Genomic DNA, 26,994 nt, shown 5'->3' on the forward strand with positions numbered 1-26,994 from the left:
CCCGCCGCAGATTTCGCCTAGGCCTTCATCGAGTCCGCAAAGCGGTTGAACAGATAGAGGCTGTCGGTCGGCCCGGGCGAGGCCTCCGGGTGGTGCTGGACGCTGAAGATCGGCTTGTCCTTGACCGCGATGCCGCAGTTGGTGCCGTCGAACAGGCTGACGTGGGTTTCAACCACGGCGTCCGGCAGGCTGTCGCGGTCCACGGTGAAGCCGTGGTTCATCGACACGATCTCGACCTTGCCCGTCGTCAGGTCCTTGACCGGGTGGTTGGCGCCGTGGTGGCCCTGCTCCATCTTGACCGTCTGGGCGCCGAGCGCGATGGCCAGCATCTGGTGGCCCAGGCAGATGCCCATCAGGGGCTTGCCGCTGGCGACCAGCTTCTTGATCTCGGGCACGGCGTATTGGCCGGTCGCGGCCGGATCGCCCGGACCGTTCGACAGGACCACGCCGTCGGGATTGCGGGCCAGGATGTCCTCGGCCGAGGTCGTGGCCGGAACCACGGTGATCCTGGCGCCGGTCGAGGCCAGGGCGCGCAGGATGTTGCGCTTCACGCCATAGTCCACGACCACGACGCTCTTGTCCGTCGCATCGACCCTGGGATAGCCGGCGGGCCATTCCCACACGCCCTCGTTCCAGTCGAAGGCCTGCAGCGTCGAGGCGTCCTTGGCCAGGTCCAGGCCGACCAGGCCGGTCCAGGCCTTCGCTTGCGCCACCAGGGCGTCGAGATCGAACTGGCCGTCCGGGTGGTGGGCGATGACGCCGTGCGGCGCGCCCTTGTCGCGAATGATCTTGGTCAGGGCGCGGGTGTCCACGCCCGCCAGGCCGACCACGCCGCGGCGCTTCATCCAGGCGTCCAGATCCCCGCCCGAGCGCCAGTTGGCCGGATCGGTGGGCGCGTCGCGGAAGATGGCGCCGCGGGCGGACGTGCCCGAACCGTCGCCGATCTGCTCCACGTCCTCGACGTTGACGCCGACATTGCCGACGTGCGGGAAGGTGAAGGCCAGGATCTGGCTCATGTAGGAGGGGTCGGTCAGGATTTCCTGATAGCCCGTCATGGCGGTGTTGAAGACCACCTCGCCCAGGGCCGTGCCGACGGCGCCGACGCCGACGCCTTGCAGGATGGTGCCGTCAGCGAGCGCGAGGACGCCGGTGGCGCCGGACAGAATCTGGGTCGTCATGGCGCAAGGCTCCTAGCAATGAAAACGGGCGGACAAACGGCGGCGTGACTAAAGAGATGCAGGGGCCGGGTCAACACGCCCCGGCGATTAAACCTTCTGGCCCTTGCGAACCCAGACCCAGGCCAGGCTGGTCAGGGCGAAAAATCCGACGCTGGGCAGGATGTAGCCGCCGGCTGCCGCCGCCACCGCAAAGGCCGAGAAAACCACGCCGACGACGGCCAGGGCGCGCCAGCCGGCCTTGGTCGTCAGCTTCCACAGCGTCATCGAGCACAGGGCGTAGAGGCACAGCGTCAGCACCGAGGTCACGCCGATCAGGACGCCGAACTGCTGCCCAAGCGTCGGCTGTGCGCTGGCGATGACCAGGGCGCTCATGACCACACAGTTGAGGATGGGGTTGCTGAGCGGGGTCTTGCCCTTCTGCGCCCCGCCGAACCAGCGCGGCATCCAGCCGGCCTCGGCCGCCCCGCGCGAGGTCTCGCCCGCCAGCATGGTCCAGCCGGCGATGGTGCCCAGGACCTTGATGACGGCGCAGGCCGCGACCAGACCGGCCACGGACGAACCCATGACCCGCGCCACCAGATCGGCGTAGGGACTGGTCGAATGAACCAGGACATCGGCCGGAATGACGCCGAAGACGGCCACGCTGGCGGCGACATAGACGATGAAGGCCAGGGCCACCCCGCCCAACGAGGCCCGGCCCACGTCGACGGCCGGGTTCTTGACCAGGCTGGACAGGGCCGCGGCGCTCTCGACCCCCAGGAAGGCCCAGAAGATGATGGCCAGAGACGCTGGCACCGTCTTCAATAGGGGTTGGTCGCCGGGGCTCCACGAACCCATGAAGGTGTCCCCGCTGAAGGCCATGGCCCCGGCGATGATGGCCAGAACAATGGGGATCAGGCCGAGGCCCAGCGTAATGGCGCCGAACCGCGCGGCGGTCTTGGCGCCCGAGGCATAGGCCGCCGACGTCAGCCAGATCAGGATCAGATTGCTGAGCGCCGCCCACAGGGGCTCCTTCAGCGCCGGAATGAAGAAGGCCAGATAGCCCGTGCCCGCCACCGCCAGCGCCACATTGCCCGCCAGGCAGGCGGCCCAGTAGGCCAGGCCCGTCTGATAGCCGATGAACCGACCCATGCCGCGGCGGGTGAAGTCCGACAGGCCGTCGGCGTCCGGCTGCATCCGCCCCAGACCGCCGAACACCAGCGCAAGCGTCACGGCGCCCAGGCCGCAGATCAGCCAGCCGATGATGCTGCTGCTGCCCGTCGGCGCCAGGGTCGCCGGCAGCAGATAGACGCCCGAACCGATCATGTTGCCGGCCACGACGAGGGCGGCGAGCGCCCATCCGATGCGGTGCGGCGGGTCAGGCAGGATTTCCGTCTGGGTCATCTTCGCCGCATAGACCGAAATGTCGCACCCGTCGCGTGATATCGCGCCAGGCATGGGCTAGAGAGCCGCCGACACCTGCGGAGCCCCCCATGACCATCACCACGGTCGGCCTCGATGCCGACGACACCCTCTGGCACAATGAGACCATCTTCCGCCTGAGCCAGAAGCGGTTCGTGGACCTGCTGGCCGACCACGCCGACGAGCCGGTGATGATGGGGCGGTTAGCCGAGGTCGAGCGGCGCAACCTTCGGCTCTACGGCTACGGCGTGAAGGGCTTCACCCTGTCCATGCTGGAGACGGCCATGGAGCTGTGCGACGGCGCCCCCCCGCCCCACATCATCCGCGAGATCCTGGCTGCGGGCCGCGAGATGCTGGCCCACCCGGTCGAGACCCTGCCCGGCGTCGATGAGGTCCTGGCCGAGTTGTCCGAGAAGTACCGCCTGGTCCTGATCACCAAGGGCGACCTGATGGATCAGGAGCGCAAGCTGGCGGCCTCGGGCCTGGGCGAGCTGTTCGCCGCCGTCGAGATCGTGTCCGAGAAGGACCGCTCGACCTATGACCGCGTCTTCGCCCGCCACGGCACCGGCGCCGCCGAGGCCGTCATGGCCGGCAACTCGATGAAGTCCGACGTCCTGCCCGCGCTGGAGGCCGGGGCCTTCGCCTGCCACATCCCCTATCACATCACCTGGGCCCACGAACTGGCCGACGCCCCCGAGGGCCACCCCCGCTACGTCTCGCTGAGTCGGATCGGCGAATTGCCGGACTGGATCGCCGCCATAGACCGGTAAGAAAAAAGGGGCGGTCCGACGGACCGCCCCTTTCTGCAGGCAAGACGAGGGTCTCGTCTTACATCTTGTAGTTGACGCCAAGGTAGAAGAAGCGACCCAGCGGATTGACCGGATAGTCAAGAACGCCACGGTCCGGCCCCTGATCTCCGACGTTGTTCACGCCGCCATAGACCGAAACCCGATCATCATAGTTGTAGCGAACCTGGATGTCGTGCGTCTTGCGAGCGCTGTAATCCACATACTCGGGATCAATGAAGTCTGCAGGACGGCCTTCATAGCGACGCGTCTCGCTCCAGTAGTTGAAGCCGTAGTTGACGAACAGCTTCTTCCATTCCCACGTCAGGTCCAGATTGCCCGACCATTCCGGGACAAAGGCTTGGCCGACCGTCTGGTCCGAGCTCAGCGGATCAGAGGTGTCCTCGGTGAAGGTCAGGTCCTCAAGCTTGTTGGCCGTCAGCGAGAAACCGAAACGACCAATGTCGCGTTCGATGCCGAAGTTGGCCGGATCCAGCACATAGCGAACCGACAGGTCCCAGCCGGACGTCGTGTACTGAGCCACGTTGACGCCGGACTGCTCGAACGAGTCGATGAAGTTGTTGCCGGCGTCACGCGTCAGCTTGTCACAGAACTGGTTCGGCTGCGGCAGGTCGTAGCACTTGTTGACGATGTTCTGAGCCGTGAAGAACTGAACCGCGTTCTCCAGCTTGATGTCGTAATAGTCGATCGCCAGCGAGAAGCCGCGCAGGAAGCTCGGCGTCAGCACGATACCGGCCGTGAAGGTGTCGGCGGTTTCCGGCTCCAGGTTCTCGTTGCCGGAGATGACGCCTTCAACCGAAGACGAGGTCGTGTTGTTGAAGGTGTAGGGGTCGTTGGCCCCCAGGCCCAGCGCCGCCCGGCAGTTGGCCTCGCGGACAGCCGGGTTGATGCCCGCCTGATAGTTGTCGTCATCGCAAGGGTCAGCCAGGGTCGAGAAGGTCTGCGACCGGGGCAGGAACAGCTCCGAAATGTTCGGTGCGCGCACCGAACGGGCCGCCGACCCGCGCAGGGCGATGCTGTCATTGATCTCCCAACGCAGGCCGCCCTTGTAGGAATCGGTCTTACCGGCCGTCGAATAGTCCGAGAAGCGATAGGCGCCCTCGAGCGTCAGGGCCTTGGCGAAGGGCAGGTCGCGCAGCAGGGGCAGGCCGATTTCGGCGAAGACCTCGGTCACGTCGAACTCACCCGACAGGGGCACGCCCTGACCCAGCCAGGTCACGTCATAGCCGTACTGGGTGCCCAGCAGCTCTTCGTTCGAAGGAATGCTGAGCGCCTTCTCCTTGCGGTATTCCGTACCCAGGCTGAACGAGACCGGACCGCCCGGCAGGCTGAACCACGGCTCGGAATCGCCCGAGATGAAGGCGCTGAACACGAACTGCTCGACGCGGCTGCGCGATTCCGAATCGACCAGAATCCAGTCGAGGGCTTCCTGCGAGATCTTGCCGTTGCCGAAAACATTGGCCGGAACGCAGCCCGAATTCGGGCCAGGCTTGAAGGTCGCGCCCCAGGAGTTGGCGTCGAAGGGATTGCTGCCGAAGCCCGGATAGTTGCCGATCGGGATCGCCGACGGGTCCAGGTCCGAACGGCAGACGATCTTGTTGCTGACGGGATCGCGCACGGCGTCAATGGCGGCGAACCAGCGCTCGGCGACCCGGTTGTTCAGCTCGGTGTTGTGCTCGACCGTCCGGCCGTAGTTCAGCGAAGCCTCATAGGACAGGTGGGGCGTGATGTCCCCGCGGAAGCCGACGACGCCGCGATAGGTCTCGCGCTCGACATCGCGCATGATGTAGCCGAGATCGAAGTTGTCTCGCGCCATCACCACGCCGTCGAGCGCCAGGGCGATCCCGCCCGGCGCCGTGGCGGCGTCGCGAATGCTGGCCGGCATGAACGGGTTGTCGATGGGAATGAACAGACCATAGTCGAACGTCGGTTGCGACTGGAACTGGGTCTGGGTGTTGGCGTACTTGAGCTCACCGAAGAAGGTGTGGTTCGGCGCGATCTCGAGGTTGAACGTCGAGTTGAGGCTCGCACGCTGCAGCTCGGGGATCAGGTCGGTCTGGAAGGCCGCCAACTGGCTGCCGTCCCCGCCGATCATGACGAAGCCGCTGGTGTAGAGGCCGTCCTGGAAAGGCGTGCCGTCGCCGTTGAAGTCCACGCCCGACAGCGTGTCGGCGAAGTCCAGGTTGGTGTAGACCGAACCACCCGGCGAGGTATCAATGTAGCGGGCGTCCCGGGCGAAGATGCGACGGTACTCGCCGGGAGCCCCGGTGTAGTCAGGGTTGACGACGATGCTCTCGCGGCCGCTCAGGCTGGCGTAGTCGCGGTCATCGCGCGCCAGACGTCCGGTCTTGGAGAACTCGCCCGACAGGGTGAAGTTGGCGCGTCCGTCCAGCAGGTTCTTGCCGGCCGTCACGCTGATGTAGTTGTTGTCGCCGCCGCCGGCGTCCGACCAGCCCGACTGGGCGCGAACGTCCAGGCCCTCGAAGTCGTCGCGCAGCACGAAGTTGACCACGCCCGACACGCCGTCAGCGCCGTAAACGGCCGAGGCGCCGCCCGTCATGACGTCCACGCGCTGGATCAGGGCCACAGGGATGGTGTTGATGTCGACCGAGGCGCTGCCGGCCTGGGCCGAGACATGACGGCGACCGTTGACCAGCACCAGCGTCCGCTGGGTGCCGAGGTTACGCAGGTTCAGCAGGTTGATGCCCACCGAACCACGATCGCCCGCGTTCGAATTGTCCTGCAGCGTGGTGGAGCCCGTCAGCGCCGGCATGTCCGTCAGGAAGTCCGTGACGTTGGTCACGCCCGCGTTCACCAGGGCTTCGCCCGAAACCGACGCAACCGGGTTGGCGCCGCGATAGTCGGGGATTCTCAGACGGGTGCCTGTGACGACAACGTCCGAGACGCTGGTGGCGTCATCTTGTGACTGAGGTTGCGGAGCAGTCTGGGCGACGGCGGCCGATGCAGCCACAACTCCGACCAGGGACAGCAAGCTTCCGGCCAGAAGCCGAGAACGAATATTGGACACGGGATCTCCTTTAATCAGGACCATCGACTGATCGAGATCACGCCAGCCGAACAAGAGAGTCATTCAGACGCAGCAAGTAACCATTGGCAACACACGCAGGCCCCATTTCACTGCATCCGTGACACAAATGACACTAATCCGCCTAGGTCCGGACACATCAGAGCACAGACCATCAAAGCCCGAATTTCGGGAGCGGAAAACCGCCACGCGCATGTGTGCAGTTTCCACCTTGCCCCCTCGGCCCCGCCTCTCTAAACGGGCCGCTTAACCGACAACCTGAACGGATCGGTCGCGGGGGCTCGCCCTGCGTCCGGTTTCTTCGCGCGCGTGGAGCCCGGCGCTGACCAGTCATGATGAAAAGGATGCTATGGTGCGCGCTGCTCTGGCCGAGCAGGGCGACAGCGGGATCACCCCGCGCCATACGCTGTTCTATTTCTACGGTGACGGCGACCACGGCGACCTCAACGAGGTGGCCCGCCGCGCAGGGTTTCTGACACGGGGCCAGGACGACATGACCGTTCTGGAGACGACCATAGCGGTCGACGAGGCGTCGTTTTCGCCAGTGTCGGCCATGATGCAATCCTGGGCCGCGGCCTTCCAGCTCGATTACGACGGCTGGGAGTGCGCGGTCGTGACGAACTGAGTAGACGCCGATGCCCAAGCGCACAGACATCCAGTCCATCCTGATCATCGGCGCCGGCCCGATCGTCATCGGCCAGGCGTGTGAGTTCGACTATTCCGGCGTTCAGGCCTGCAAGGCGCTGAAGGCCGAGGGCTACCGGGTCATCCTGGTCAACTCGAACCCCGCCACCATCATGACCGACCCGGAGGTGGCCGACGCCACCTATATCGAGCCGATCACCCCGGACATCGTCGAGAAGATCATCGCCAAGGAGCGTCCCGACGCCCTCCTGCCGACCATGGGCGGTCAGACCGCGCTGAACACGGCCCTGGCCCTGAACGCCTCGGGCGCCCTGGCCAAGTACGGCGTCGAGATGATCGGCGCCAAGGCCGAGGTCATCGACAAGGCCGAGGACCGTCAGAAGTTCCGCGACGCCATGGACAAGCTGGGTCTGGAAAGCCCCCGCTCGCGCGCCATCCACCACATCGAGGAAGCCGACGACGCCCTGGCCTTCGTCGGCCTGCCTGCCATCATCCGCCCCAGCTTCACCCTGGCCGGCACCGGCGGCGGCATCGCCTACAACATCGAGGAGTTCCACGAGATCGTGGAGCGCGGCCTCGACCTGTCGCCGACCACCGAGGTCCTGATCGAAGAGTCGGTGCTTGGCTGGAAGGAATACGAAATGGAGGTCGTCCGCGACACGGCGGACAACTGCATCATCATCTGCTCGATCGAGAACATCGACCCGATGGGCGTCCACACCGGCGACAGCATCACCGTCGCTCCGGCGCTGACGCTGACCGACAAAGAATACCAGTTGATGCGCACGGGCTCGATCAACGTCCTGCGCGAGATCGGCGTCGAGACCGGCGGCTCCAACGTCCAGTGGGCGATCAACCCGGCCGACGGCCGCATGGTCGTCATCGAGATGAACCCGCGCGTGTCGCGTTCCTCGGCCCTGGCGTCCAAGGCCACCGGCTTCCCCATCGCCAAGGTCGCCGCCCGTCTGGCCGTCGGCTACACCCTGGACGAGTTGCAGAACGACATCACCCAGGTCACGCCCGCCAGCTTCGAGCCGTCGATCGACTATGTCGTCACCAAGATTCCGCGCTTCGCGTTTGAAAAGTATCCGGGTTCGGAACCGCACCTGACCACGGCCATGAAGTCGGTCGGCGAGGTCATGGCCATCGGCCGCACCTTCCAGGAATCGATGCAGAAGGCCCTGCGCGGTCTGGAAACCGGCCTGAACGGCTTTGACGAGATCGAGATCGAAGGCGTCGCCGACGCCGACGACGACGCGGGCGCCCGCGCCGCCGTCATCCGCGCCCTGGGCGAGCCCACGCCGGACCGCATCCGCGTCATCGCCCAGGCCTTCCGCCACGGCCTGACGGTCGAGGAGGTCCACGGCGCCTGCTTCTACGAGCCCTGGTTCCTGCGTCAGATCGCCGACCTAATCCGCACCGAGGGTCATGTCCGCGTCCAGGGCCTGCCCGCGACCGAGATCGACTTCCGCAAGCTCAAGGCCAAGGGCTTCTCCGACGCCCGTCTGGCGGCCCTGACCGGCAAGACGGAAGCCGATGTGCGCGCCGCCCGTCGTCACCTGAAGGTGCGCCCGACCTTCAAGCGCATCGACACCTGCGCCGCCGAGTTCGCCTCGGCCACGGCCTATATGTATTCGACCTATGAGACCGGCGCCCTGGGCCAGATCCCCGAGTGCGAGGCCGCACCGTCGGACCGGAAGAAGGCCATCATCCTCGGCGGCGGTCCCAACCGCATCGGCCAGGGCATCGAGTTCGACTACTGCTGCTGCCACGCGGCCTTCGCCTTCGCCGACATCGGCGTCGAGTCGATCATGGTCAACTGCAACCCCGAGACCGTCTCGACCGACTACGACACCTCCGACCGCCTCTACTTCGAGCCTCTGACGGGCGAGGACGTGCTGGAGCTGATCGACGTCGAACGCTCCAAGGGCGATCTGATCGGCGTGGTCGTGCAGTTCGGCGGCCAGACCCCGCTGAAGCTGGCCCACGCCCTGCAAGAGGACGGCGTGCCGATCCTGGGCACCAGCGTCGACAGCATCGATCTGGCCGAGGACCGCGAGCGCTTCCAGCAGATGCTGCAGGCCATCGGTCTGCAACAGCCGCCGAACGGTCTGGCTCGTTCGGCCGAGGAAGCCGCGCAGAAGGCCGAGGAAGTCGGCTATCCCGTCGTCCTGCGCCCCTCCTATGTGCTGGGCGGCCGCGGCATGATGATCGTCCACGACCGCGAGCAGCTGGACCGCTACGTCCATGAGGCCATGCGCGTCTCGGGCGACGATCCGGTCCTGATCGACCACTATCTGAACCGCGCCACCGAAGTGGACGTCGATGCCCTGTGCGACGACGAAGACGTCTTCGTCGCCGGCGTGCTGGAACACATCGAGGAAGCCGGCGTCCACTCGGGCGACAGCGCCTGCTCCATGCCGCCCTTCTCGCTGCGTCCCGAGATCGTGGCCGAGCTGAAGCGCCAAACCACCGCCATGGCCAAGGCCCTGAAGGTGCGCGGCCTGATGAACGTGCAGTTCGCGATCGAGGAGCCGCACAGCGAGAACCCGCGCATCTTCGTGCTGGAAGTGAACCCGCGCGCCAGCCGCACGGCGCCCTTCGTGGCCAAGACCATCGGCCAGCCGATCGCCGCCATCGCCGCCAAGATCATGGCCGGCGAGAAGCTGGCCTCCTTCGGTCTTGTCGACAAGGAACTGGAGCACATCGCGGTCAAGGAAGCCGTCTTCCCGTTCGCGCGCTTCGCCGGGGTCGACACCATCCTGGGCCCGGAAATGCGTTCGACCGGCGAGGTCATGGGCCTGGACTGGAAGCGTGAAGGCGAGGCCGATCTGGCCCCCGCCTTCGCCCGCGCCTTCGCCAAGTCGCAGATCGGCGGCGGCACCACCCTGCCGACCGAGGGCTGCGCCTTCGTCTCGGTCAAGGAAGCCGACAAGCCCTTCATCGTCGAGGCTGTCCGCTCGCTGCTGGAGCAGGGCTTCTCGGTGATCGCCACCTCGGGCACCCACGACTACCTGAAGGCCCAGGGCCTTGAGGTCGGTCTGGTCAAGAAGGTTCTGGAAGGCCGCCCCAACATCGTCGATGCCATGAAGAACGGCGAGGTCCAGCTGGTCTTCAACACGACGGACGGCAAGCAGGCCCTGGCCGACAGCTTCTCCATCCGCCGCACGGCCCTGATGATGAAGATCCCCTACTACACCACCGCCGCCGGCTCGCTGGCCGCGGCGCAAGGCATCGCCGCCATCCGCCACGGCGACCTGGATGTCCGCCCGGTGCAGTCCTACAACTGAGCCTGGGTCCAGCCCTGATGATCAGCCCCCGGCGCGCCGACGCCGGGGGCTTTTTCATGGCCCTGGGGTCCCGCTCATACTGGAACGCCCCATCCGGTCACGCCCGGTGGGGGGCTGAACTCTCAGCCGGCTGATCCGTTCATGGCCCAGTCGTTCGGCTTTCACGGAGTTCCCCCATGCGCCTGCCTCGCCTCGCCACCCTTCTGGGCGGCCTGTTGCTCTCGCGGCGCGGGCGCGACTTCGCCGGGCGTCATGCGAGCAAGCTGGCTCTGGCCGCCCTGGCCTTCGAGCTGTGGCGGAAGCATCAGGCTGGCCGTCCCGACGCCACGCCGCGCGCCAAGGCCAAGCCGAACGCCGGCCATCACGCCCGCAATCGCTGGAGCGGTCGTCCTCGTCGCTGATCCCCTCTGGACGGACGCGACGTCAAGCGCCCAAGCTGGGCCTTCATCAGACGGAGCGCGCCCATGATCGTCGTCCATCACCTGAACAATTCCCGCTCACAGCGGGTGCTCTGGCTTCTGGAAGAACTGGGCCTGCCCTACGAGGTCAGACGTTACGAGCGAAACCCCGCCACCATGCTGGCCCCGCCCGAGCTGAAGGCGGTGCATCCTCTGGGCAAGTCGCCGGCGCTGGACGACGGCGAGGTGCGCGTGGCCGAGACGGGCGCCATCATCGAATACCTGCTGGACGCCTATGACCTTGAGGGTCGGCTGCGTCCCGCGCGCGGCACGGCGTATGGGCGGCGCTTCACCTACTGGCTGCACTACGCCGAGGGCTCGGCCATGCCGCCCCTGCTGCTGAAGCTGGTCTTCAGCCAGTTGCCGAAACGCGCGCCGGGGCTGGTCCGCCCCCTGGTCAACGGCGTCGCCGCCAAGGCGCAGGCCGGCTTCATCGACCCGCAGCTCAAGACTCACGCCGACTGGCAGGAAAAGGAACTGGCCGCCACCGGCTGGTTCGCCGGGCCGGATTTCAGCGCCGCCGACATCATGATGAGCTTCCCGCTGGAGGCCGCCGCCAGCCGCGCCGTCGACCTGGCCGCCTATCCCAACATCGCCCGCTTCCTGCAGACGATCCACGCCCGTCCGGCCTGGAAACGCGCCCTGGAGCGCGGCGGGGACTACGCCTACGCCTAAGGTCAACGTTCCGCGATCACGGCTTCGCGACCACGCAACCCCGCGAGGGCGTTAACGTTTACGACCCCATGCGTCTGTCCGTCATTCAAGTCGTCGCCGCCCTGGCCGCCGCCGTCTGCATTGTCATCGCCTTCATTGCGGCGGGCCTGGGGTTGATCTCGGGTCTGTTCATGTTGCTGGCGATGCTGGCGCTGATCTTCATCGCCTGGACTGCGCTTCGACGCGCCCTGGGGCAGGACCGCGAGCATGCCTCTGCTGTTCGGGATCCGGGGTCGCCGCGCGCGAAGCCCTGAAGCGCAACTGTGACGATGCTCTTGAGTTTGGCCGAAGGGCGCCCTACCCTCTTGGCCCCGATCGCGTGCGCCCCGTGATCGTGTCTGTGCTGATTTACGTCTCTCATTAGTCTCCGGGCGAAGCAAGAAACTCACGACACAATGGAAAAAGTGCCGATGACGGCCGAGGGCTATCGCGTCCTCGACGAGCAACTGAAGCAATTGAAGCAGGTCGAACGGCCGAGCGTGATTGCGGCCATCTCGGAGGCCCGCGAACACGGCGACCTGTCCGAAAACGCCGAGTATCACGCCGCCAAGGAACGTCAGGGCTGGATCGAAGGCTCGATCGCCGAGATCGAGGACAAGCTGTCGCGCGCCCAGGTCATCGACGTGTCCAAGCTGTCGGGCAGCCAGGTCAAGTTCGGCGCCACCGTCACCTTCGTGGACGAGGACACCGAGGAAGAGGGCGTCTATCAGATCGTCGGCGAACACGAAGCCGACGTGAAGCTGGGCAAGATCTCCATCGCCTCGCCGATCGCTCGCGCCCTGATCTCGAAAGAGGTCGGCGACGTGGTCGAGGTCAACACGCCCGGCGGCGTGAAGGCCTATGAGATCCTCAAGGTCGAGTGGAAGTAAGCTCTCCTCTCACGGAGCAGGCCACAGGGGCGCGCGGTTCTGCCGCGCGCCCTCTGTCCATCTGGGTGGTGTCCGACGGACGCACCGGCATCCAGAACCAGGCCCTGGGCCTGGCCGAGGCGATCGCGCGTCTGACCCCCGCCGAGATCGAGATCAAGCACGTTCGCTGGCGCGCCCTGTTCGACCGCTGGCCCTCGGGGCTGAAGACCCCCGCCATGCTGACGCCGGGATCATTCGATCCGCGCACCGCGACCGAATGGCCCGATCTGTGGATCGCCACGGGCCGCGCCAGCCTGCCCCTGTCCGCCCGCGTGCGTGACTGGAGCGGCGGCAGGACCTTCGTCGTCCAGACCCAGGACCCGCGCTGGCGCTACGACCGCTACGACCTGATCGTCGCCCCCGCCCACGACGGCCTGTCGGGGGATAATGTCTTCGAGATCATCGGCAGCCCGCATCGCATCACGCCCTCGAAACTGGCTGAGGCGGCGCCCGCCTTCGCCGACCGCATCGCCCCCCTGCCCCATCCCCGCGTCACGGTCATGATCGGCGGCAAGTCCAAGGCCTTCGACCTGCCCGAGGCCCACGCGGCGGTTCTGGCCGACCAGATCGAGGCGGCGGTTCAGACGACGGGCGGCGCCCTGCTGCTGACCTTCTCGCGCCGCACGCCCGAGGCGGCCAAGGCCGTCATGACCGAGCGTCTGTCGGCCCTGCCCGGCTGGATCTGGGACGGGACCGGCGACAACCCCCTTTTCGCCATGCTGGACGCCGCCGATCATGTCCTGGTCACCGAGGACAGCGCCAATATGGCCACCGAGGCCGCCGCGACCGGCAAGCCCGTCCACGTCCTGCCCATGATCGCCCTGAAGCCCCCCGGCAAGTTCGCCCGGCTGCACGCCGACCTCGCCGCCCAGGGCGCCGCCCGCCCCTTCGACGGGACGTTGAAGGACTGGACCTACGCCCCGGTCAACGAGACCGAGCGGGCGGCCGCAGCGGTGCTGGAGGCGATGGCCGCAAGGGGGTGATCCCTAGCCCAGGTCCAGACGGGCCAGGTTGTCGTCGCCGCGCTGGCAGGCCGGGCCCGCCTCCTCGCGGATCGAGACGCCCGCCGCCGCCAATCGGGTGCGGAAGGTCTGGGCCGCGTCGGGTCCCTCCTCCACGCCCGACGTCGGACGGCAGAACCGCACCGCCGGGCTGGCCCGCCAGCGCGCCAAGGCCCAGACAGCCCGCGCCTGCTCGGCCTCGTCGCCCAGGTCGACCGTTTTCAGCTCCTGCACCGGCGGCGTGACCCAGACGTCCACGCCCTCGAACCGGTCGCGCAGCGCGACCTCCAGAGCATAGGCGCTGCTCAAATCCAGCCCGGCGTCGGGCCGCAACAGGACGATGGCCCTGCGCCCTTCAGCGTCGGTCATCACCGCATCGGTAGCGAAGGGCACGGCGTCGGACAGGCGCGTACGCAGCGCCGCCGTCGGATCGGGCGCCGCGCTGACGCTGGCCTGAACCGAACGGGCCGCCGCCTGCGGATCAGCCACGACAATCTGATCAAGGGTGGCCGTCACCGGCGTATGCAAGGCCCCCGACAGCCGGTCCTGAAGCTGTTTCTGAGCATCCGCGACCAGCTTGCGCGTGCTGACCAGGGCCGAGACCGCCACCCCCTTGCCTTCGCTGCGGGCGTCCAGAAGGGTGATGCGCGAGTCGCCGCCGGCGAAGATGTCGGCCACGGCCGTTCGCGTCTCGGCCGTGGCCTGGCTCTCCAGCCCGATGGCGCGCAACGAGATCACCAGGGGGATCGACAACAGGACAAAGACCGCCAGCACCGCCATCCCCCGCCACGGCGAGCGTCGCTCCATCAACCGGGGCCGAAAGCCGTAGAAGCCCGCCGTCAGCGTCGCAGACAGGGCGATGGCCACCAGGTTGGTCATGAACAGATAGAAGGCCCCGATCGAGATCGACAGGTCGCCCGTGCCGATGCCGAAGCCCACCGTGGCCACAGGCGGCATCAGGGCCGTGGCTATGGCCACGCCGATGATGGTCTCGCCGCGCTCGCGTATCACCGCATAGGCCCCCGCCACGCCAGAGAAGACCGCGATCAGCAGATCGAAGAAGTTGGGCCGGGTCCGCGCCAGGATCTCGCTGGTCGGCTCCTTCAGCGGCGACAGCAGGGTCAGCAGAATCGCCACCGTCAGGGCGACGGCCACCCCTACGGCCAGGCAGGTCAGCGACTGTTTCAGCCGGGCCCAGTCCAGCAGGGCGACGGAAAAGCCCAGGGCCACGATCGGCCCCATCATCGGCGAGACCAGCATGGCCCCGATGACCACGGCCGGCGACGACAGCATGAGCCCCAGCACGGCGATGGCCGCAGAAATGACCGTCATCATCAGATAACGACCGCTCAGTCCCCCGCTGTCATAGACCGCCGCCTCGACCTCGCCCCGATCCACGCCTCGTCGGGCATAGGCCATGAGACGGCGCAGATAGCTTCGGGTCGTGCGCACCGGATCGACGGCGGTCATGGTATCACCTCACGCTTCGCAACAAGGATGGGCTGGCGTGATCGGACGCGTCAATCGCCCCCGCTCCCTCCGCCGTCAGAGGCGCCGCAATCCGCATTCGGGACGCAAGGGCTGTCGCTCGCGCCAGTTGCGCCGCCGTCCGTCGATCCGCTGCTGTCAGACGCCTTCTTGTCATTCTGCGCCTTCAGATTGGCCGCTCCCATCAGGGCCACGCCCAGGCCCGAGCCTATGGCCACGCCCAGCGACAGGCCCAGGGCCAGGTTGTCAGTGGCGACCCCCAGACCCGTGCCGACAGCCAGTCCGGCGCCGATGCCGATGGGCAGAAAGGCCGCGCTCTTGTTGCTCATGATCAAATCCCCCGTGCAGAACCGCAGCCTAGCATCGCGCTTCGGGGAATCAGCGCCTAAATAGGGCCATGACCCAAGCTCGTACTGTCCGCCTCGCCGTCATCGGTTCCGGTCCCGCCGGTTGGACCGCCGCCATCTACGCCGCCCGCGCCTCGCTCAACCCGGTGGTCATCGCCGGCCTGCAACCCGGCGGCCAGCTGACCATCACCACGGATGTCGAGAACTATCCGGGCTTCGCCGAAACTATCCAGGGTCCCTGGCTGATGGAGCAGATGCAGGCCCAGGCCCTGCACGTGGGGACCGAGGTCATCCATGACATCGTGACCAAGGCCGACCTGTCGCAGCGCCCCTTCCGCCTGACGCTGGACAGCGGCGCGGAACTGCTGGCTGAAACCGTGGTCATCTCGACCGGCGCCCAGGCCAAGTGGCTGGGCCTGGAGAGCGAGGCCGACTATCAGGGCTTCGGCGTCTCGGCCTGCGCCACCTGCGACGGCTTCTTCTATCGCGGCAAGCAGGTCGTGGTCGTCGGCGGCGGCAACACCGCGGTCGAGGAGGCCCTGTTCCTGACCAACTTCGCCGAGAAGGTCACGGTCATCCACCGCAAGAACGAGTTCCGCGCCGAGAAGATCCTGCAGGACCGTCTGTTCGCCCATCCCAAGATCGAGGTCATCTGGGACGTGACAGTCGATGAGATCCTGGGCGTCGTCGACGGCATGGCCCGCAACGTCACCGGCGTGCGGCTCAAGAACGTCAAGACCGGCGACCTGTCGGAAATCCCCGCTGACGGCGTCTTCATCGCCATCGGTCACGCCCCCTCGTCAGAGCTTTTCGCTGGTCAGCTGGAGATCAACTCTGGCGGCTATCTGCGGGTCAAGCCGGGCACGGCCTCGACCGCCATCGAGGGCGTCTACGCCGCTGGCGACGTGACCGACGACGTCTATCGCCAGGCCGTCACCGCCGCCGGCATGGGCTGCATGGCCGCGCTGGAAGCCGCCCGCTTCCTCGCCGAGGAAGATCACAAGGCCGCCCACAACCCCATCAGCCACAAGGAAGCCGAGAAGATCGGCGCCTGGTGACCTCTAGCGCCCGCCCTGTTCCGACGGGGCGGGTTCTATAATCGAGGCAGACGCACCGTCGCCCTCAGCCCGCCCTCCGGGCGGTTGCTCAGAGCCACGCGCCCGCCGCTGCGCTCGACCACCGACCGGCTGATCGACAGACCCAACCCGGCCCCGCCGGTAGCGCGGCTGCGCGATGCCTCCAGGCGGCGAAACGGCGAGAAGACCACCTCCAGCTGATCCGGCGGCAGGCCCGGTCCGGCGTCGTCGATGGTGCAGACGACCTCGTCCGCATCGAACGCCACGACCAACTCGGCCCGATCGCCGTACAGCACCGCGTTGTCGATCAGATTGCCCAGCGCCCGGTCCAGCTGATCCCGCTCGCCGCGAACCAGATGCTCGCCGTCCGCCGTCAGCGTCACATCGCGCCCCATCGCCGCCTGGCGCGCCACGCACTCGCGCGCCAGATCGGCCAGATCCAGCGGCTCCGGCGTCCACGGGGCCTCTTCGCCGCGCACATAGGTCAGCAGCTGGGCGATCAGCCGCTCCATCCGCGCGATGTCGGCGACCGCGGCCTCGCGCGGCCCCTCCGCCAGCCCCTCGACCCGCAGGCGCAGGCCGGTCAGCGGCGTTCTCAGGTCGTGGGCCACGGCGGCCATGATGGCGGTGCGCTCCTTCAAGGCCTCGCCCAGCCGGTCGCGCATGGCGTCCAGCGCGCGCGCCGCCTCCGCCGCCTCGCGCGGCCCGCCGACAAAGGCCTCGGCCCGTCCCTCCCCGCGCGCCGCCTCGGCCAGCCTCTGAAAAGGCGCGGTCAGCCGTCTCGCCCCCCACAAGGCCAGCGGCAGCAGGACAGCGGCGGCGATCAAGAAGGCCAACCCCATCCGCACCCGCTGCGGCGTCAGCCACGGTGACGGCGGCGTCACGACCGTCCAACGCCCGTCCGCCTGCCGCGCCGCCGCCTCGAAGGGGGCGAAACTCATCCCGGGCGACAGGGCCATGCCCGCCAGCAGGGCCTTCAGCCCCTCTGACGGCGCGCGCGACGGAGGCCCGCCCGCTTGACTTCGCTCGGGGCTCAGCGGCCGCACCCGCACCTCGGCCATCGGTGCGTCCAGCAGGACCGCCAGCCCGGCCTGAGCCACCAGAGCCTGACCCTCGCGCGCCGCCTCGAAGGGGGGCGCGGCGACAACGCGACGCCGCCAGCCCGTCTCCGTTTCTCCGCTCAGGGCCGCCCGCGCCTCGGCCAGCGTCACCCGCGCGGGCGGCGGGGCGGGAAAGGCCAGGGCGATGACGAAGGCGACCGTCAGGCACAGGAGGATGGCCGCGACGGTGAAGCCCGCCGCCAAGGTTCGGATGGAAAGCGTGCGGACGCTCACCGCCGCACCGCCGCGCGGAAGCGATAGCCCGCCCCGCGCACCGTCTCGATCAGCGCCGCCTGCCCCGGCCGCTCCAGCTTGCGCCGCAGCCGGCTGACCGCCAGATCGACGGCCCGGTCGAAGTTCTCGGCCAGAGGCCCGTGGGTGTTCTCCAGAATCTGGTCGCGGCTGAGGATACGTCCCGCCGAGCGCACGAAGGTCAGCAGCAGGGCGAACTCGCCCCCCGTCAGCTCCACCGACGCCCCCGCCGGATCAGTCAGGCGGCGCGCCTCGACCTCCAGCCTCCAGCCCTCAAAGGCCAGGGCGCGGACCGCCGTCTCTTCCCCAAGGACAGGGCGGCGTAGCACCGCGCGGATGCGGGCCAGCAACTCGCGCGGCTCGAACGGCTTGGGCAGATAGTCGGCGGCCCCGACCTCCAGCCCGACGATGCGGTCGGTCGTCTCGCCCATGGCGCTGAGCATCAGCACCGGGGCCCGCCCCTGCAGCCGCCGACAGATCGACAGCCCGTCCTCGCCCGGCATCATCACGTCCAGCACGACCAGATCAGGCAGGGCCTCGGCCAGCCGCGCGTCCATCGCCGCCCCGCCGTCGGCGGTCCGCACGGCGTAGCCCGCGCCCGACAGATAGTCGCCCAGCGCCGCCCTCAGGCTGGCGTCGTCATCGACGATCAGGATGTCGGCCGTCGCGCTCATGATCCCCCCAATCCTCGTCCAAGTCCTTCCGCCCCTTCTGTATCTCTGTTGTGTCGAGGCGCGCTCGGCAAGCGCCCCGTCGGACACGAAGGCGATACGGAGCCCCGCGAGCCTGATCCTCCACCTTCGGAGACGCCCATGTTCGCCCTTGTCCTACTGCTGACCTCGACCGCCGCTTCCTCCGCCCTCTTTCATGCCTCTGATTCCCTCTGCGCCCGCGCCCTAGGCGCCGCGCCTGACCTCAGCTGCGCCGAGGCGGGACGCGGCGTCGCCCTGGCCGCCAGCCCGGAGGAGGCGCAACGGCTGGCCGGCTATGCCCGGGCGGGCGAGGCACGGTTCACGGCCCAGTTCGGCCGCGACATCGCCCCCTATGTCGTGATCTCGACCCCGCCCGTCCCGCAGCGCGCGGCCCTGACCGCGGCCGGTTTCACCCACGTCCTGCCCTGGCCCGCCCCCCGCGCCTTCGACGAGGCGGCCCGGCGCGGGGTCGAACAGGGGACCCGCCGCTTCGCCGCCTCGCAGAACATGACCCCGGCCCAGACCGAGGAAGTCGTCGCCCGCGCCCTGTCCCAGATCCCCGACGCCAAGGCCCAGGCCGCGCTAGACGCCGGCATGATGCCGCATGAGCTGGGCCACCTGTGGTTCACCGCCGCCTTCTGGCCCCAGCGACCGGAGGCGGACGCCGACGCCCCGCGCCACTACGGCGGCCCCGGCCCCGACTGGCTGGACGAAGCCGCCGCCGTCGTGCTGGAAGACGACGTCACCGCCGCCCAGCGCCGCGACCAGTTCCGCGCCCTGATGCGGGGTGAGACTGTTCCCGCCGTCGGCCCTATCGACGGCCGCGCCATGCTGCTGGACCTGCCCGGCCTGCTGGCGCGCGAACACCCCGGTCTGGCCCGCGCCGTCGCCATCGCTCCCGAAGTGGCGGCCAGCGGCGGAGTCGGCGTCAGCTTCACCCCCGCCGGCGCCGGCCCTCGCCCCGCCGCGATGGAACGCGTCTTCTACATCCAGACCCGTGTCTTCGCCGACTATCTGATGCAGACCTCCAGCCGCCCGACCATTCTCGCCGAGATCGCCCAGTCCTTGGCCTCTGGGCGCGGCTTCGAGGATTGGCTGGCCGAGCAAGGCGCCGCCCACGGATTGCCGACCTCAGTCCCGGATTTGCAAGGCGACTGGCAGGCCTACGCCGAGCGCCAGTGACCGCCCCTTGAATAGCGCCGTTCGCCGCATAGGTTCAGACGGACCGAAGGGGGAAGGCCGATGCTCGTTTTCATGACCGTGACCATGCTTTTGGTGGCCGCCCTGCCCTCGATCGGCCTCGGTCGGGCCCTGCACAGACTGCTGGTCGAGACCCCGGCGCGGCGTCTCAACGCCCTGTCGCCCGGCCGCATCGCCTTCTACGCGGCCCTGGGGGCGGCGGGTCTGGTCCTGTTCGGCCTGTTCGAGCTTGAGGGCCTGCGTCTGTTCAGCCTGTTCACACCGGAGTTGATCCTCTGGTTCGGCATGTTCGACGTGGCGGTCTTCCTGGACGTCTTCATCCTCGCCGCCGCCCTAGGCGCCACAGCGCGCTTCCGGGCCATGCGCGCCGCTCTGGTGCAAGGGGTGCGTCAGATCGGGGCCTCGCTGCGACGGCGCCCCGCAGCGCAATCGCGCGCGCCCAGGGCTCGTCCGGTTCGCGCCGACAAGACCGGTTCAGCCGATCCCGAGCCAGTCCGGGCGGTCCTCGCCTGAAGCCGGCTCCCGGAAACGGTCAGGCCGCCGGCTTGCCCACTTCTTCGACCGCCATGGCGGTGACGCCGGGCGGGGGCGGCGCGACCGCGGCGGTCGGCGTCTCATAGGCCTTCAGCCGCTCGTTGATGGCGGCGATCTCTTCCTTGCTGGCCTGACGGCGGCCGCCCAGGCTGGCGATGCCGACGACGCGGGTCTGGCCGTTAATCTCGACCGTGCGCAACTGGTTCGGCTCGGCGCCGGCCAGGGCCTCCTCGACGCTGTCGGCGGCGGTGGCCAGCAGGATGCGCGGACGGGCGAAGCGGGCCTCGTCGATGATCGGCTCGCGCCCCGAGGACTTGTCGGTGAAGGCGGCGCTTTCACCCGGCGCGCCCTTCCAGCGATAGAAGATGTGCGCCCCGACCTGGGTGATCTTGGCCAGGGTCGGCGACCACCAGGGGTGGACGTAGTCGGCGTGATAATGGGTCGCGGTGCCGACGCGCGTCGCCACATGGCCGGCCAGGGCGCGCTCGGCCACCCGGGCGGCGCGGTTCCAGGCCCAGTTGATGGGCGCGCGGCTGAGCGCCCCGTCGCAGGTGAAGCTGAACTGGCAGCCGGTGGTCCGCTCGGCGCCCTGATAGACGACGCCGCAGACCGTGTTCGGATAGTTGGGATCACGCACCCGGTTCAGCACGACCTGGGCCACGCCCTCCTGGCCCTCGGTCGGCTCGAGCGCCGCCTCGTAGTAGACGGCCTGGGTCAGGCAACGCAGGGCGCGCTTGCGGTCGGCCTCGGTAGCGGGGCGCAGATCGAAGGGCCTGGCGGGTTGCAGGGCGCCGAAGGCCGTGGGCATGGCCGCGTTCAGCTGCTGGGCGGCGACGCCCGAGACGCCCGCGTCCAGCGACGGCTTGCCGCCAAGCGACAGGCTCTCCCACCCCGGCGTCAGGCCATAGAGCTCGGGCTGGTTCAGCGCGGGATCAAAGCGACGCGCCAGGGCCAGTTGTCCGGCGTCCAGTCGCGCCATGACCAGTTGCAGCCCGCGTGGGGTCAGGTCGCCGCCGGTGGCGCGGGCCACGGCCTCGGCTGTGCGGTCGATGTCGGGACGCGGGCTGGAGCTGGCCGACATGGCCACGCCCATGACCGCCAGACTGACGGCCATGATCATGGGCGCCGCGGCGAGAGCCCGGCGTCCGGTCGTCTTCAGCTGCGGCAGTCGGCCTTTCAGCATCCAGCGTCCCATTGGCGGCGCTGACGAACGCCGGAGGATGATCCCAGTGACCGCCCAATCCGGCGCTTTTCAGGCCCGAAGATTACCGTTCCGTGAGGCGTTCAACGATCACCCAGACTCGATCTCAGCATCCACGCCGCCTTTTCATGGGCGGCCAGACGCTGGGTCATCAAATCGACGCTGGCTTCATCGCCCACCTCGTCGGCGGCGTCGAGCGCGGCGCGGGCCGTGGCGATCAGCACCCCGTGGTCCCTGATCAGCTCCCTGAGCATCTCGCTCGCATCTTTTTCCGGGTCGCCGTCCTTGATCGAGGTCAGGTTGGCGAAGGCCGTGGCGCTCTGTGGGGCCAGTTCTCCAAGGGCCCGGATACGCTCGGCGATGTCGTCCAGCGCGGCCCAGATTTCATTGTACTGCTGCTCCAGCAGCTTGTGCAGACTGAAGAATTCCGGTCCGCGGACGTTCCAGTGATAGCCATGCGTCTTCTGATAGACGGCGAAGCTGTCGGCCAGGACCTTGGACAGTTCGCGCGCCACGTCAGCGCGCTCCTTGGGCTTCAGGCCAGTGTCGATAGCGGCGGTCATGGCGGCTCCTGTTGGCGTCTCGGGTTAATATCCAGCCTTGCAGTTAGGAAATCCGGGCCGCGATCCAAGAGGGCGCGCCCGACGCCCGGCCGGAAACTTCCATCACCTAACGCCGCAGGTTCGACCGTGTTGCGTCATGAGTGTTTCGGTCACGACGATCCAACAGGCAGATCACGGACTTGCGATTTCAAAAACCGATGTTTTTCATGAGAGTTTGCACCCTCAACACAACTGGAGGTGGCAGAATGACCCGTTTTAAACAGACGCTGGCGATCATCGCGCTGGCTACGGCGACGACCTTGTCGGCGACAGCGCCCGCCATGGCGCTCTCTGAGCCGCTGTACGACTACATCTACTACAGCGACGCCACCAAGACCGTGCAAGTCGGGTCCTGGACCGGCGTCTGCTACAACGGGTGGGCAGGCGTCACCGAGTTCCCGGACGGCACGGTCACCGCCCACTTCGACAAGGTCCGCACGGGAACCTGCCTGGGCAACGGCGGCACGATTTATCAGTAAAGGCGACAGCCCCGGCTCAGGCCGGGGCTGATCACTATCAGCGCTGGCGCGCCTTGCGAGCGGCATAGCGCGCGTCGCGAGCGGCCTTCTGCTCTTCCTTGGTCAGCTGCTTGCGCTCCTTGCGGGCGGCGCGCTTGGCGGCGTCGACTTCATCCTGGGCGGCCATTTCGGCGGCCAGACGGGCGGCTTCCTTCTCAGCCTTCAGGCGGCGCTGCTCGGCCTTCTCCAGCTCGAACTGCTGGCGCTGGGCTTCCTTTTCAGCGGCGCGCTTCTCAGCCAGCTTCTCGAACTCGGGGTCCTGCACCGTGGGCTTGGGCTTGAACTTGGCCAGAAGCGCCTTCTTGGCGTCCTGCTGGGCGGAGATACGATCGTTGAAGCCGGTTTGTTTGAGGTCTCGCATGCGTAGAGGCGGTCTTCCTTGAAACTCTGATTGAGGGGTGACGCCGACTTACGGCGACCCGGCGGGCGTGCAGACGTGCGAACGGCCCGGCGCGCTGCCAAAGCGGAATCCAGCGCGAAAAGCAAGCTCTGCCGCCATTTTCAAGCCGTCAAACACGCAATTTCGAGCGGAAATCGGCGCCTGACAGGCAGAAGGGCCGTTCCGGCGCCGCAAACCAGCGACGCCCGGGATCATCAGTCAGCGGTGCGGCTTGTCGATATGTCCGACCGCTGCGCCGGCCGCCCCCCCTACCGCCGCACCGACGGGCCCGGCCACCACGGCGCCGGCGATGGCGCCGGTCGCCGCCTTCTGCTCGATCGTGTGGCCGCAGGCGGCGAGGCCCAGGGCGGAAGCTCCCAAGGCGAGAATAGCGGCGGCGCGGATCGAAATACGGGTCATCAGGCGGAGAACTCCTTGAAATGGTTGAGCTTGCAACGCCGCTGATCGCGAACAGTTCCCATCTATGTCCAGACTCAGACCAGAAAGTAGACACCCCTCCGCCAATAGGGTTTCCAGATCGACCCATCGGCGATCGAAATCATCGCATTGTAATCGAATACAGATTTCAGAAGATGTGCTGAAGACAAAACGCGCCACATTCATCACGACCAAACTCGACACCTCTAAAGGCCGGCCAGTTTGCTGCGCCGCAATAACAATTGTCGAATCAACCACATTGAGGCCATAAACCGATGGCTTAAGGCCCGCCTTCCGGTGGTCGGCCGTTCGTCGACCCTGGGTCCGGAGCTGGTTCGCGACGCGTCATGTCGCCTGGTTTCGATGAGTACGGGGGCGGCATCCTCGCCCTGCTGAACAGGACTACGCCTTTGAGTTTCTCTTCGCACACGCGTGCGCTGATGCACGCCGCCCAGTCTGTTCGCCTGCGCCCCAAGACGGCGGCCGCGGCGTTCGGCGGCGTGGTCAGCCTCGCAGTCGGCGGAGCCTATCTGGGCGGCATGGCCGCACAGGCCTCCACCGTGCGCGCCCAGGCCGAGCGCCTGCAGGGCGCCGGCGCCGAGGGCTATACCCAGGAAGCCATGGCCGCCGCGGCCGGCGGTCTGGACGCCAGCGCCCTGGCCATAGCTGATCGCCACGATCCCTATTCCGTCGCCGGCGCCGCCCAGCGCGACCGTCAGGCGGAGTTGCTCACCGCCCGCCTCGATGAATCCCGCAACGGCCTGCGTCGCGCCAGCCTCGCCAATCCCGCCGCTCAACCCTTCCGCCTCGGCAGCGCCCTGGACCAGTCGCGCGATCTGGATTGCCTGACCAAGGCCGCCTACTACGAAGCGCGCGGCGAAGGCGTCGACGGCATGAAGGCCGTGGCCCAGGTGGTCCTGAACCGCGCCCGTCACCCCGCCTTCCCCAACACCGTCTGCGCCGTCGTCTATCAGGGCTCGAACCGCAGCACCGGATGCCAGTTCAGCTTCACCTGCAACGGGGCCATGCGCGGCGCCGTCAACCGCGCTGCCTGGAACCGCGCCCGCGACGTGGCGTCCAAGGCCCTGTCGGGTCAGGTCTACGCCGCCGTGGGCAACGCCACCCACTTCCACACCACCGGCGTAGCGCCCGCCTGGCGCAACAGCCTGGTCCGGGTCGGACAGGTCGGCGACCATCTGTTCTATCGTTTCGGCGGTCGATCAGGCTCCAGCGAATCCTTCCGCTACACGCCCCGTCCTTCGACCACAGACACGCCGCGCCTGATGCAGGCCAGCCTGGAAAACGCGGAACCGGCCCGTTCGACCGGCGGCGCCGTCGCCTATTCGACGGTCCTGGCCCGCGAAGGCGTCAGCGCGCCCAGCGCCCAGCCCGCCTCGTCCGTAACGACCGCCGAAGGCGCGGCCGAATAATCCCGGCCCGCCTCAACGGTTCTGCGTCTTCCATTGAGGCGTCATGTTCTGCCTCATATTGCCGAACCGCCCCTGCTCCCGGGTGTTGACGTCCGCGTCGCCCGGTTGACCGGATTGAACGCCAAGGGCCAGATCGCGGCGATCCTTGGCCTCCTCCAGGGAACGTGCGCCGTGATCGCCAAAGCTGCGCTGCTCCTTCGGCACGAAGAGGGACTTGCTCATGACGTTCTCCTTTCACTGAAAGGAAACGAGGTCCGGCGCACAGACGTTCCCGGCCTGTTTCTTGCTAGAAACGGGACAAACGTCCCAGACGTCCCGGAAAGCGCCGCATGACCCTGACCTCCGCCGCCCCGCCCGCCGCCTCAAAGATGCGTGGCGGCGCGCTCGACGCCCTGAGGTTCGTCGCCGCCCTGTTCGTGGTGGTGTTCCATTTCGGGGATACGGCGCCGATCTCGCTGCAATCGATGCACGGCTTCCTCGGGCGCGGCTATCTGGCCACCGACTTCTTCCTGATCCTGTCGGGCTTCGTCCTGGCCAAGGCCTACGGCGCGGGCGTCGCCAGCGGCAAGGTCTCCCTGGGCCGCTTCTGGCTCAAGCGCTTCGCTCGCTGCTATCCCACCCACGTGATCACCCTGGCCATTCTGGTCGTCATGGTCCTGACGGCCGGCGCCCTGGGGATGCAGGCGACCAACGCGGGGCGTTTCGATCTGGCAGGTCTGCCCGCCCAGATCTTTCTGCTGCACGCCTTCGGTCTGGGCGGCGGTCACTGGAACATCCCCAGCTGGACCATATCGACCCTGCTGATCTGCTACGCCTTCTTCCCCATGCTGTGGCGCGCCATGCTGCGGCTCAACAGCGTCTGGATCAGCCTGGGCCTGGCCATCGCCATCATCGTCGGCTCGAACGCACTCAGTCTGGCCCTGCTGGGCGAGCAGCAATTCAGCCTGCCCTTCCAGTGGTGCATGTTCCGCGCCGCGCCGCTGTTCCTCGTCGGACTGGCGCTGGCGCGCGCGGTTCAGACCGGCCGCTGGACGGACAAGTCCGCACGCATCGTCGGCTTCGGCGGCGGCGCCGTTCTGCTGGCCAACGCCTTCATGGTCGGACCGGACCTGATCAATGTGCTGGCCATCTGCGCCATCATCATCGGCTGCGGCGCCTCGCCGGTCACCCGGCCCATCCCCGGCGCCGAATGGGGCGCCAAGGTCAGCTTCTGCCTGTTCATGGTCCATACCATCACCGGGGCCGTCTGGTTCGACGTGGTCGAGCCTCTGGCCGCCCGCCTGCACCCGGCGGTCGAGAGCGTGGCCTGGGAGGCCTGGGCCATGTGGTTCGGCGCCCTGGTCTTCACCCTGATCGCCTCGGACCTCTACAACCGCTTCATCGACGAGCCGATCCAGAAGTGGATCGGCCGCAAGTGGTTCGCCCGCCCCGTCAGCTCGCGTCCAGACCCACGTCCAGCTGCGGAACAGAGTGCGTAAGGGCGCCGACCGAGATCACATCCACGCCGGTCGCGGCGATCCCCGCCACGGTCGTCAGATTGACCCCGCCTGAGGCCTCCAGCACCACCGGGCCAAGGGCGCTGGCGCGCACCCGGCGCACGGCCTCTTCCAGATCGGCCAGGCTGAAGTTGTCGAGCATAATGACGTCGGGGCGTTCGGGCAGCACCTCGTCCAGCTGATCCAGACTGTCGACCTCGACCTCGACCTTCATCAGGTGGGGGGCGAAGGCCTTGGCGCGGCGCACCGCCTCGCCCGCCCCGCCGCAGACGGCCACGTGGTTGTCCTTGATCAGAATGGCGTCATCCAGACCGAAGCGGTGGTTCAGACCGCCGCCGCAGGCCACCGCGTGCTTCTCCAGCGCGCGCAGGCCCGGCGTGGTCTTGCGGGTATCGGCTATGCGGGCGCTGGTCCCCGCCACCGCCTGCACATAGGTCCGGGTCAGGGTGGCGATGCCGCACATCCGGCCCAGCAGGTTCAGCGCGGTGCGTTCGGCCGCCAGCAGGGCGCGGGCGTTGGCCTCGACCGCGACCAGCACGGTCCCGGCCTCGAAGGCCTCGCCGTCGGCGACCTTCAGGGTCACCGTCGCGCGCGGGTCCATCGCATGGACGGCGATCCGCACCACGGCCCCGCACGCCATCACCCCCGCCTGACGCGCGGCGAAGACGGCGCTGAAGCGGGCGTCCTCGGGGATGCAGGCCTGGGCCGTCACGTCGCCGACGCGGCCCAGATCCTCGGCCAGGGCCATCCGCACGACGGGCTCGATCAGCAGGTCCGGCAGGGTTCGGGTCACG

The 26,994-nt window shown here is 67.8% G+C and carries 27 protein-coding genes; 14 read left to right on the forward strand and 13 right to left on the reverse strand.

The window, feature by feature from the left end; genetic code table 11:
• Positions 1–17 precede the first annotated feature (17 nt).
• A complete protein-coding gene (carA, locus tag IFE19_RS13700; RefSeq protein ID WP_207823163.1) occupies positions 18–1,178 on the reverse strand; it encodes a glutamine-hydrolyzing carbamoyl-phosphate synthase small subunit in 1,161 nt (386 codons plus the stop codon).
• An 87-nt stretch (positions 1,179–1,265) separates the two neighbouring features.
• Positions 1,266–2,561: an amino acid permease gene (locus tag IFE19_RS13705; protein ID WP_207823165.1), complete on the reverse strand. Its 1,296-nt coding sequence runs from the start codon at positions 2,559–2,561 to the stop codon at positions 1,266–1,268.
• An 89-nt stretch (positions 2,562–2,650) separates the two neighbouring features.
• Between IFE19_RS13705 and IFE19_RS13710 the strand changes: the two genes are divergently transcribed.
• On the forward strand, positions 2,651–3,349 hold the full coding sequence (locus IFE19_RS13710) for an HAD family hydrolase (RefSeq protein WP_207823167.1): 699 nt from the start codon (positions 2,651–2,653) through the stop codon (positions 3,347–3,349).
• A 58-nt stretch (positions 3,350–3,407) separates the two neighbouring features.
• Here IFE19_RS13710 and IFE19_RS13715 read toward each other — a convergent pair whose 3' ends face one another.
• The gene (locus IFE19_RS13715) at positions 3,408–6,413 is read right to left on the reverse strand and encodes a TonB-dependent receptor domain-containing protein (protein WP_207823170.1); all 3,006 of its coding nucleotides are present in this window, start codon (positions 6,411–6,413) and stop codon (positions 3,408–3,410) included.
• 367 nt (positions 6,414–6,780) lie between these two features.
• Here IFE19_RS13715 and IFE19_RS13720 point away from each other — a divergent pair, with 367 nt between their 5' ends.
• The 7 genes from IFE19_RS13720 (at position 6,781) to IFE19_RS13750 (ending at position 13,429) form a co-directional block, all read left to right on the forward strand.
• Complete coding sequence (locus IFE19_RS13720; protein ID WP_178823261.1) at positions 6,781–7,056, forward strand: hypothetical protein; 276 nt, start codon at positions 6,781–6,783, stop codon at positions 7,054–7,056.
• A 10-nt stretch (positions 7,057–7,066) separates the two neighbouring features.
• Positions 7,067–10,366 (forward strand): carbamoyl-phosphate synthase large subunit, encoded by a 3,300-nt coding sequence (gene carB, locus IFE19_RS13725; protein ID WP_207823171.1) that lies wholly within the window; start codon positions 7,067–7,069, stop codon positions 10,364–10,366.
• Positions 10,367–10,542: 176 nt separating this feature from the next.
• A complete protein-coding gene (locus IFE19_RS17790) occupies positions 10,543–10,767 on the forward strand; it encodes a cysteine protease (protein ID WP_225910289.1) in 225 nt (74 codons plus the stop codon).
• 63 nt (positions 10,768–10,830) lie between these two features.
• The gene (locus IFE19_RS13735; protein ID WP_207823174.1) at positions 10,831–11,499 is read left to right on the forward strand and encodes a glutathione S-transferase; all 669 of its coding nucleotides are present in this window, start codon (positions 10,831–10,833) and stop codon (positions 11,497–11,499) included.
• A gap of 68 nt (positions 11,500–11,567) precedes the next feature.
• Positions 11,568–11,792: a hypothetical protein gene (locus IFE19_RS13740; protein ID WP_207823176.1), complete on the forward strand. Its 225-nt coding sequence runs from the start codon at positions 11,568–11,570 to the stop codon at positions 11,790–11,792.
• A gap of 141 nt (positions 11,793–11,933) precedes the next feature.
• A complete protein-coding gene (gene greA, locus IFE19_RS13745; RefSeq protein ID WP_207823178.1) occupies positions 11,934–12,407 on the forward strand; it encodes a transcription elongation factor GreA in 474 nt (157 codons plus the stop codon).
• 68 nt (positions 12,408–12,475) lie between these two features.
• Entirely contained in the window at positions 12,476–13,429 is a 954-nt protein-coding gene (locus IFE19_RS13750; RefSeq protein WP_225910290.1) for a mitochondrial fission ELM1 family protein, read from the forward strand.
• 3 nt (positions 13,430–13,432) lie between these two features.
• Here IFE19_RS13750 and IFE19_RS13755 read toward each other — a convergent pair whose 3' ends face one another.
• Complete coding sequence (locus IFE19_RS13755) at positions 13,433–14,917, reverse strand: TIGR00341 family protein (protein ID WP_207823182.1); 1,485 nt, start codon at positions 14,915–14,917, stop codon at positions 13,433–13,435.
• A 50-nt stretch (positions 14,918–14,967) separates the two neighbouring features.
• The gene (locus tag IFE19_RS13760) at positions 14,968–15,264 is read right to left on the reverse strand and encodes a hypothetical protein (RefSeq protein WP_207823184.1); all 297 of its coding nucleotides are present in this window, start codon (positions 15,262–15,264) and stop codon (positions 14,968–14,970) included.
• 68 nt (positions 15,265–15,332) lie between these two features.
• Here IFE19_RS13760 and trxB point away from each other — a divergent pair, with 68 nt between their 5' ends.
• On the forward strand, positions 15,333–16,340 hold the full coding sequence (trxB, locus tag IFE19_RS13765) for a thioredoxin-disulfide reductase (protein ID WP_207823185.1): 1,008 nt from the start codon (positions 15,333–15,335) through the stop codon (positions 16,338–16,340).
• A 35-nt stretch (positions 16,341–16,375) separates the two neighbouring features.
• On the opposite strand, the gene IFE19_RS17915 is transcribed toward trxB, so the two are convergent.
• Entirely contained in the window at positions 16,376–17,692 is a 1,317-nt protein-coding gene (locus IFE19_RS17915; RefSeq protein WP_207823187.1) for a sensor histidine kinase, read from the reverse strand.
• The gene (locus IFE19_RS13775) at positions 17,689–18,384 is read right to left on the reverse strand and encodes a response regulator (protein ID WP_207823189.1); all 696 of its coding nucleotides are present in this window, start codon (positions 18,382–18,384) and stop codon (positions 17,689–17,691) included. Before IFE19_RS13775 ends, IFE19_RS17915 begins: the two co-directional genes overlap by 4 nt.
• A gap of 138 nt (positions 18,385–18,522) precedes the next feature.
• Between IFE19_RS13775 and IFE19_RS13780 the strand changes: the two genes are divergently transcribed.
• The gene (locus IFE19_RS13780) at positions 18,523–19,584 is read left to right on the forward strand and encodes a hypothetical protein (RefSeq protein ID WP_207823191.1); all 1,062 of its coding nucleotides are present in this window, start codon (positions 18,523–18,525) and stop codon (positions 19,582–19,584) included.
• A gap of 60 nt (positions 19,585–19,644) precedes the next feature.
• Positions 19,645–20,115: a hypothetical protein gene (locus IFE19_RS13785; protein ID WP_207823194.1), complete on the forward strand. Its 471-nt coding sequence runs from the start codon at positions 19,645–19,647 to the stop codon at positions 20,113–20,115.
• 19 nt (positions 20,116–20,134) lie between these two features.
• On the opposite strand, the gene IFE19_RS13790 is transcribed toward IFE19_RS13785, so the two are convergent.
• Together IFE19_RS13790 and IFE19_RS13795 are read right to left on the reverse strand one after the other, a co-directional pair.
• Positions 20,135–21,319 (reverse strand): cell wall hydrolase, encoded by a 1,185-nt coding sequence (locus tag IFE19_RS13790; RefSeq protein ID WP_207823196.1) that lies wholly within the window; start codon positions 21,317–21,319, stop codon positions 20,135–20,137.
• A gap of 101 nt (positions 21,320–21,420) precedes the next feature.
• Positions 21,421–21,900, reverse strand: a complete 480-nt coding sequence (locus IFE19_RS13795; RefSeq protein ID WP_207823198.1) for a Dps family protein — start codon at positions 21,898–21,900, stop codon at positions 21,421–21,423.
• A gap of 245 nt (positions 21,901–22,145) precedes the next feature.
• On the opposite strand from IFE19_RS13795, the gene IFE19_RS13800 reads away from it, so the two are divergent.
• Positions 22,146–22,418, forward strand: coding sequence for a hypothetical protein (locus tag IFE19_RS13800; RefSeq protein WP_207823199.1), 273 nt, complete (start codon positions 22,146–22,148; stop codon positions 22,416–22,418).
• A gap of 37 nt (positions 22,419–22,455) precedes the next feature.
• Here the strand turns inward: IFE19_RS13800 and IFE19_RS13805 are convergent, their stop codons facing one another.
• Together IFE19_RS13805 and IFE19_RS13810 are read right to left on the reverse strand one after the other, a co-directional pair.
• Positions 22,456–22,818 (reverse strand): DUF6481 family protein, encoded by a 363-nt coding sequence (locus tag IFE19_RS13805; RefSeq protein WP_207823201.1) that lies wholly within the window; start codon positions 22,816–22,818, stop codon positions 22,456–22,458.
• A 237-nt stretch (positions 22,819–23,055) separates the two neighbouring features.
• Positions 23,056–23,256 carry a hypothetical protein gene (locus IFE19_RS13810; protein WP_207823203.1) on the reverse strand — a complete coding sequence of 67 codons (201 nt, stop codon included), beginning with the start codon at positions 23,254–23,256 and terminating at the stop codon, positions 23,056–23,058.
• Positions 23,257–23,621: 365 nt separating this feature from the next.
• Between IFE19_RS13810 and IFE19_RS13815 the strand changes: the two genes are divergently transcribed.
• Complete coding sequence (locus IFE19_RS13815) at positions 23,622–24,704, forward strand: cell wall hydrolase (protein ID WP_225910291.1); 1,083 nt, start codon at positions 23,622–23,624, stop codon at positions 24,702–24,704.
• Positions 24,705–24,716: 12 nt separating this feature from the next.
• Here IFE19_RS13815 and IFE19_RS13820 read toward each other — a convergent pair whose 3' ends face one another.
• Positions 24,717–24,926: a hypothetical protein gene (locus IFE19_RS13820; protein WP_207823204.1), complete on the reverse strand. Its 210-nt coding sequence runs from the start codon at positions 24,924–24,926 to the stop codon at positions 24,717–24,719.
• Between the two features lie 107 nt (positions 24,927–25,033).
• Here IFE19_RS13820 and IFE19_RS13825 point away from each other — a divergent pair, with 107 nt between their 5' ends.
• Positions 25,034–26,182 carry an acyltransferase family protein gene (locus IFE19_RS13825; protein ID WP_207823207.1) on the forward strand — a complete coding sequence of 383 codons (1,149 nt, stop codon included), beginning with the start codon at positions 25,034–25,036 and terminating at the stop codon, positions 26,180–26,182.
• Here the strand turns inward: IFE19_RS13825 and nadC are convergent.
• Positions 26,136–26,948: a carboxylating nicotinate-nucleotide diphosphorylase gene (nadC, locus tag IFE19_RS13830; protein WP_207827658.1), complete on the reverse strand. Its 813-nt coding sequence runs from the start codon at positions 26,946–26,948 to the stop codon at positions 26,136–26,138. The genes IFE19_RS13825 and nadC overlap by 47 nt on opposite strands.
• Between the last annotated feature and the right edge of the window lie 46 nt (positions 26,949–26,994).

Source organism: Brevundimonas pondensis (assembly GCF_017487345.1).
Classification (GTDB): domain Bacteria; phylum Pseudomonadota; class Alphaproteobacteria; order Caulobacterales; family Caulobacteraceae; genus Brevundimonas; species Brevundimonas pondensis.

Coding starts and splice junctions, on each gene's coding strand:
- IFE19_RS13805 (WP_207823201.1), bottom strand. CDS start 22,818: ATGCGAGACCTCAAACAAACCGGCTTCAACGATCGTATCTCCGCCCAG.
- IFE19_RS13705 (WP_207823165.1), bottom strand. CDS start 2,561: ATGACCCAGACGGAAATCCTGCCTGACCCGCCGCACCGCATCGGATGG.
- trxB (WP_207823185.1), top strand. CDS start 15,333: ATGACCCAAGCTCGTACTGTCCGCCTCGCCGTCATCGGTTCCGGTCCC.
- IFE19_RS13810 (WP_207823203.1), bottom strand. CDS start 23,256: ATGACCCGTATTTCGATCCGCGCCGCCGCTATTCTCGCCTTGGGAGCT.
- IFE19_RS17790 (WP_225910289.1), top strand. CDS start 10,543: ATGCGCCTGCCTCGCCTCGCCACCCTTCTGGGCGGCCTGTTGCTCTCG.
- carB (WP_207823171.1), top strand. CDS start 7,067: ATGCCCAAGCGCACAGACATCCAGTCCATCCTGATCATCGGCGCCGGC.
- IFE19_RS13795 (WP_207823198.1), bottom strand. CDS start 21,900: ATGACCGCCGCTATCGACACTGGCCTGAAGCCCAAGGAGCGCGCTGAC.
- IFE19_RS13790 (WP_207823196.1), bottom strand. CDS start 21,319: ATGCTGAAAGGCCGACTGCCGCAGCTGAAGACGACCGGACGCCGGGCT.
- greA (WP_207823178.1), top strand. CDS start 11,934: ATGGAAAAAGTGCCGATGACGGCCGAGGGCTATCGCGTCCTCGACGAG.
- IFE19_RS13720 (WP_178823261.1), top strand. CDS start 6,781: ATGGTGCGCGCTGCTCTGGCCGAGCAGGGCGACAGCGGGATCACCCCG.
- IFE19_RS13820 (WP_207823204.1), bottom strand. CDS start 24,926: ATGAGCAAGTCCCTCTTCGTGCCGAAGGAGCAGCGCAGCTTTGGCGAT.
- nadC (WP_207827658.1), bottom strand. CDS start 26,948: ATGGCCCTGGCCGAGGATCTGGGCCGCGTCGGCGACGTGACGGCCCAG.
- IFE19_RS13755 (WP_207823182.1), bottom strand. CDS start 14,917: ATGACCGCCGTCGATCCGGTGCGCACGACCCGAAGCTATCTGCGCCGT.
- IFE19_RS13780 (WP_207823191.1), top strand. CDS start 18,523: ATGTTCGCCCTTGTCCTACTGCTGACCTCGACCGCCGCTTCCTCCGCC.
- IFE19_RS13740 (WP_207823176.1), top strand. CDS start 11,568: ATGCGTCTGTCCGTCATTCAAGTCGTCGCCGCCCTGGCCGCCGCCGTC.
- IFE19_RS13815 (WP_225910291.1), top strand. CDS start 23,622: ATGTCGCCTGGTTTCGATGAGTACGGGGGCGGCATCCTCGCCCTGCTG.
- carA (WP_207823163.1), bottom strand. CDS start 1,178: ATGACGACCCAGATTCTGTCCGGCGCCACCGGCGTCCTCGCGCTCGCT.
- IFE19_RS13735 (WP_207823174.1), top strand. CDS start 10,831: ATGATCGTCGTCCATCACCTGAACAATTCCCGCTCACAGCGGGTGCTC.
- IFE19_RS13710 (WP_207823167.1), top strand. CDS start 2,651: ATGACCATCACCACGGTCGGCCTCGATGCCGACGACACCCTCTGGCAC.
- IFE19_RS13775 (WP_207823189.1), bottom strand. CDS start 18,384: ATGAGCGCGACGGCCGACATCCTGATCGTCGATGACGACGCCAGCCTG.
- IFE19_RS13825 (WP_207823207.1), top strand. CDS start 25,034: ATGACCCTGACCTCCGCCGCCCCGCCCGCCGCCTCAAAGATGCGTGGC.
- IFE19_RS13800 (WP_207823199.1), top strand. CDS start 22,146: ATGACCCGTTTTAAACAGACGCTGGCGATCATCGCGCTGGCTACGGCG.
- IFE19_RS13785 (WP_207823194.1), top strand. CDS start 19,645: ATGCTCGTTTTCATGACCGTGACCATGCTTTTGGTGGCCGCCCTGCCC.
- IFE19_RS13760 (WP_207823184.1), bottom strand. CDS start 15,264: ATGAGCAACAAGAGCGCGGCCTTTCTGCCCATCGGCATCGGCGCCGGA.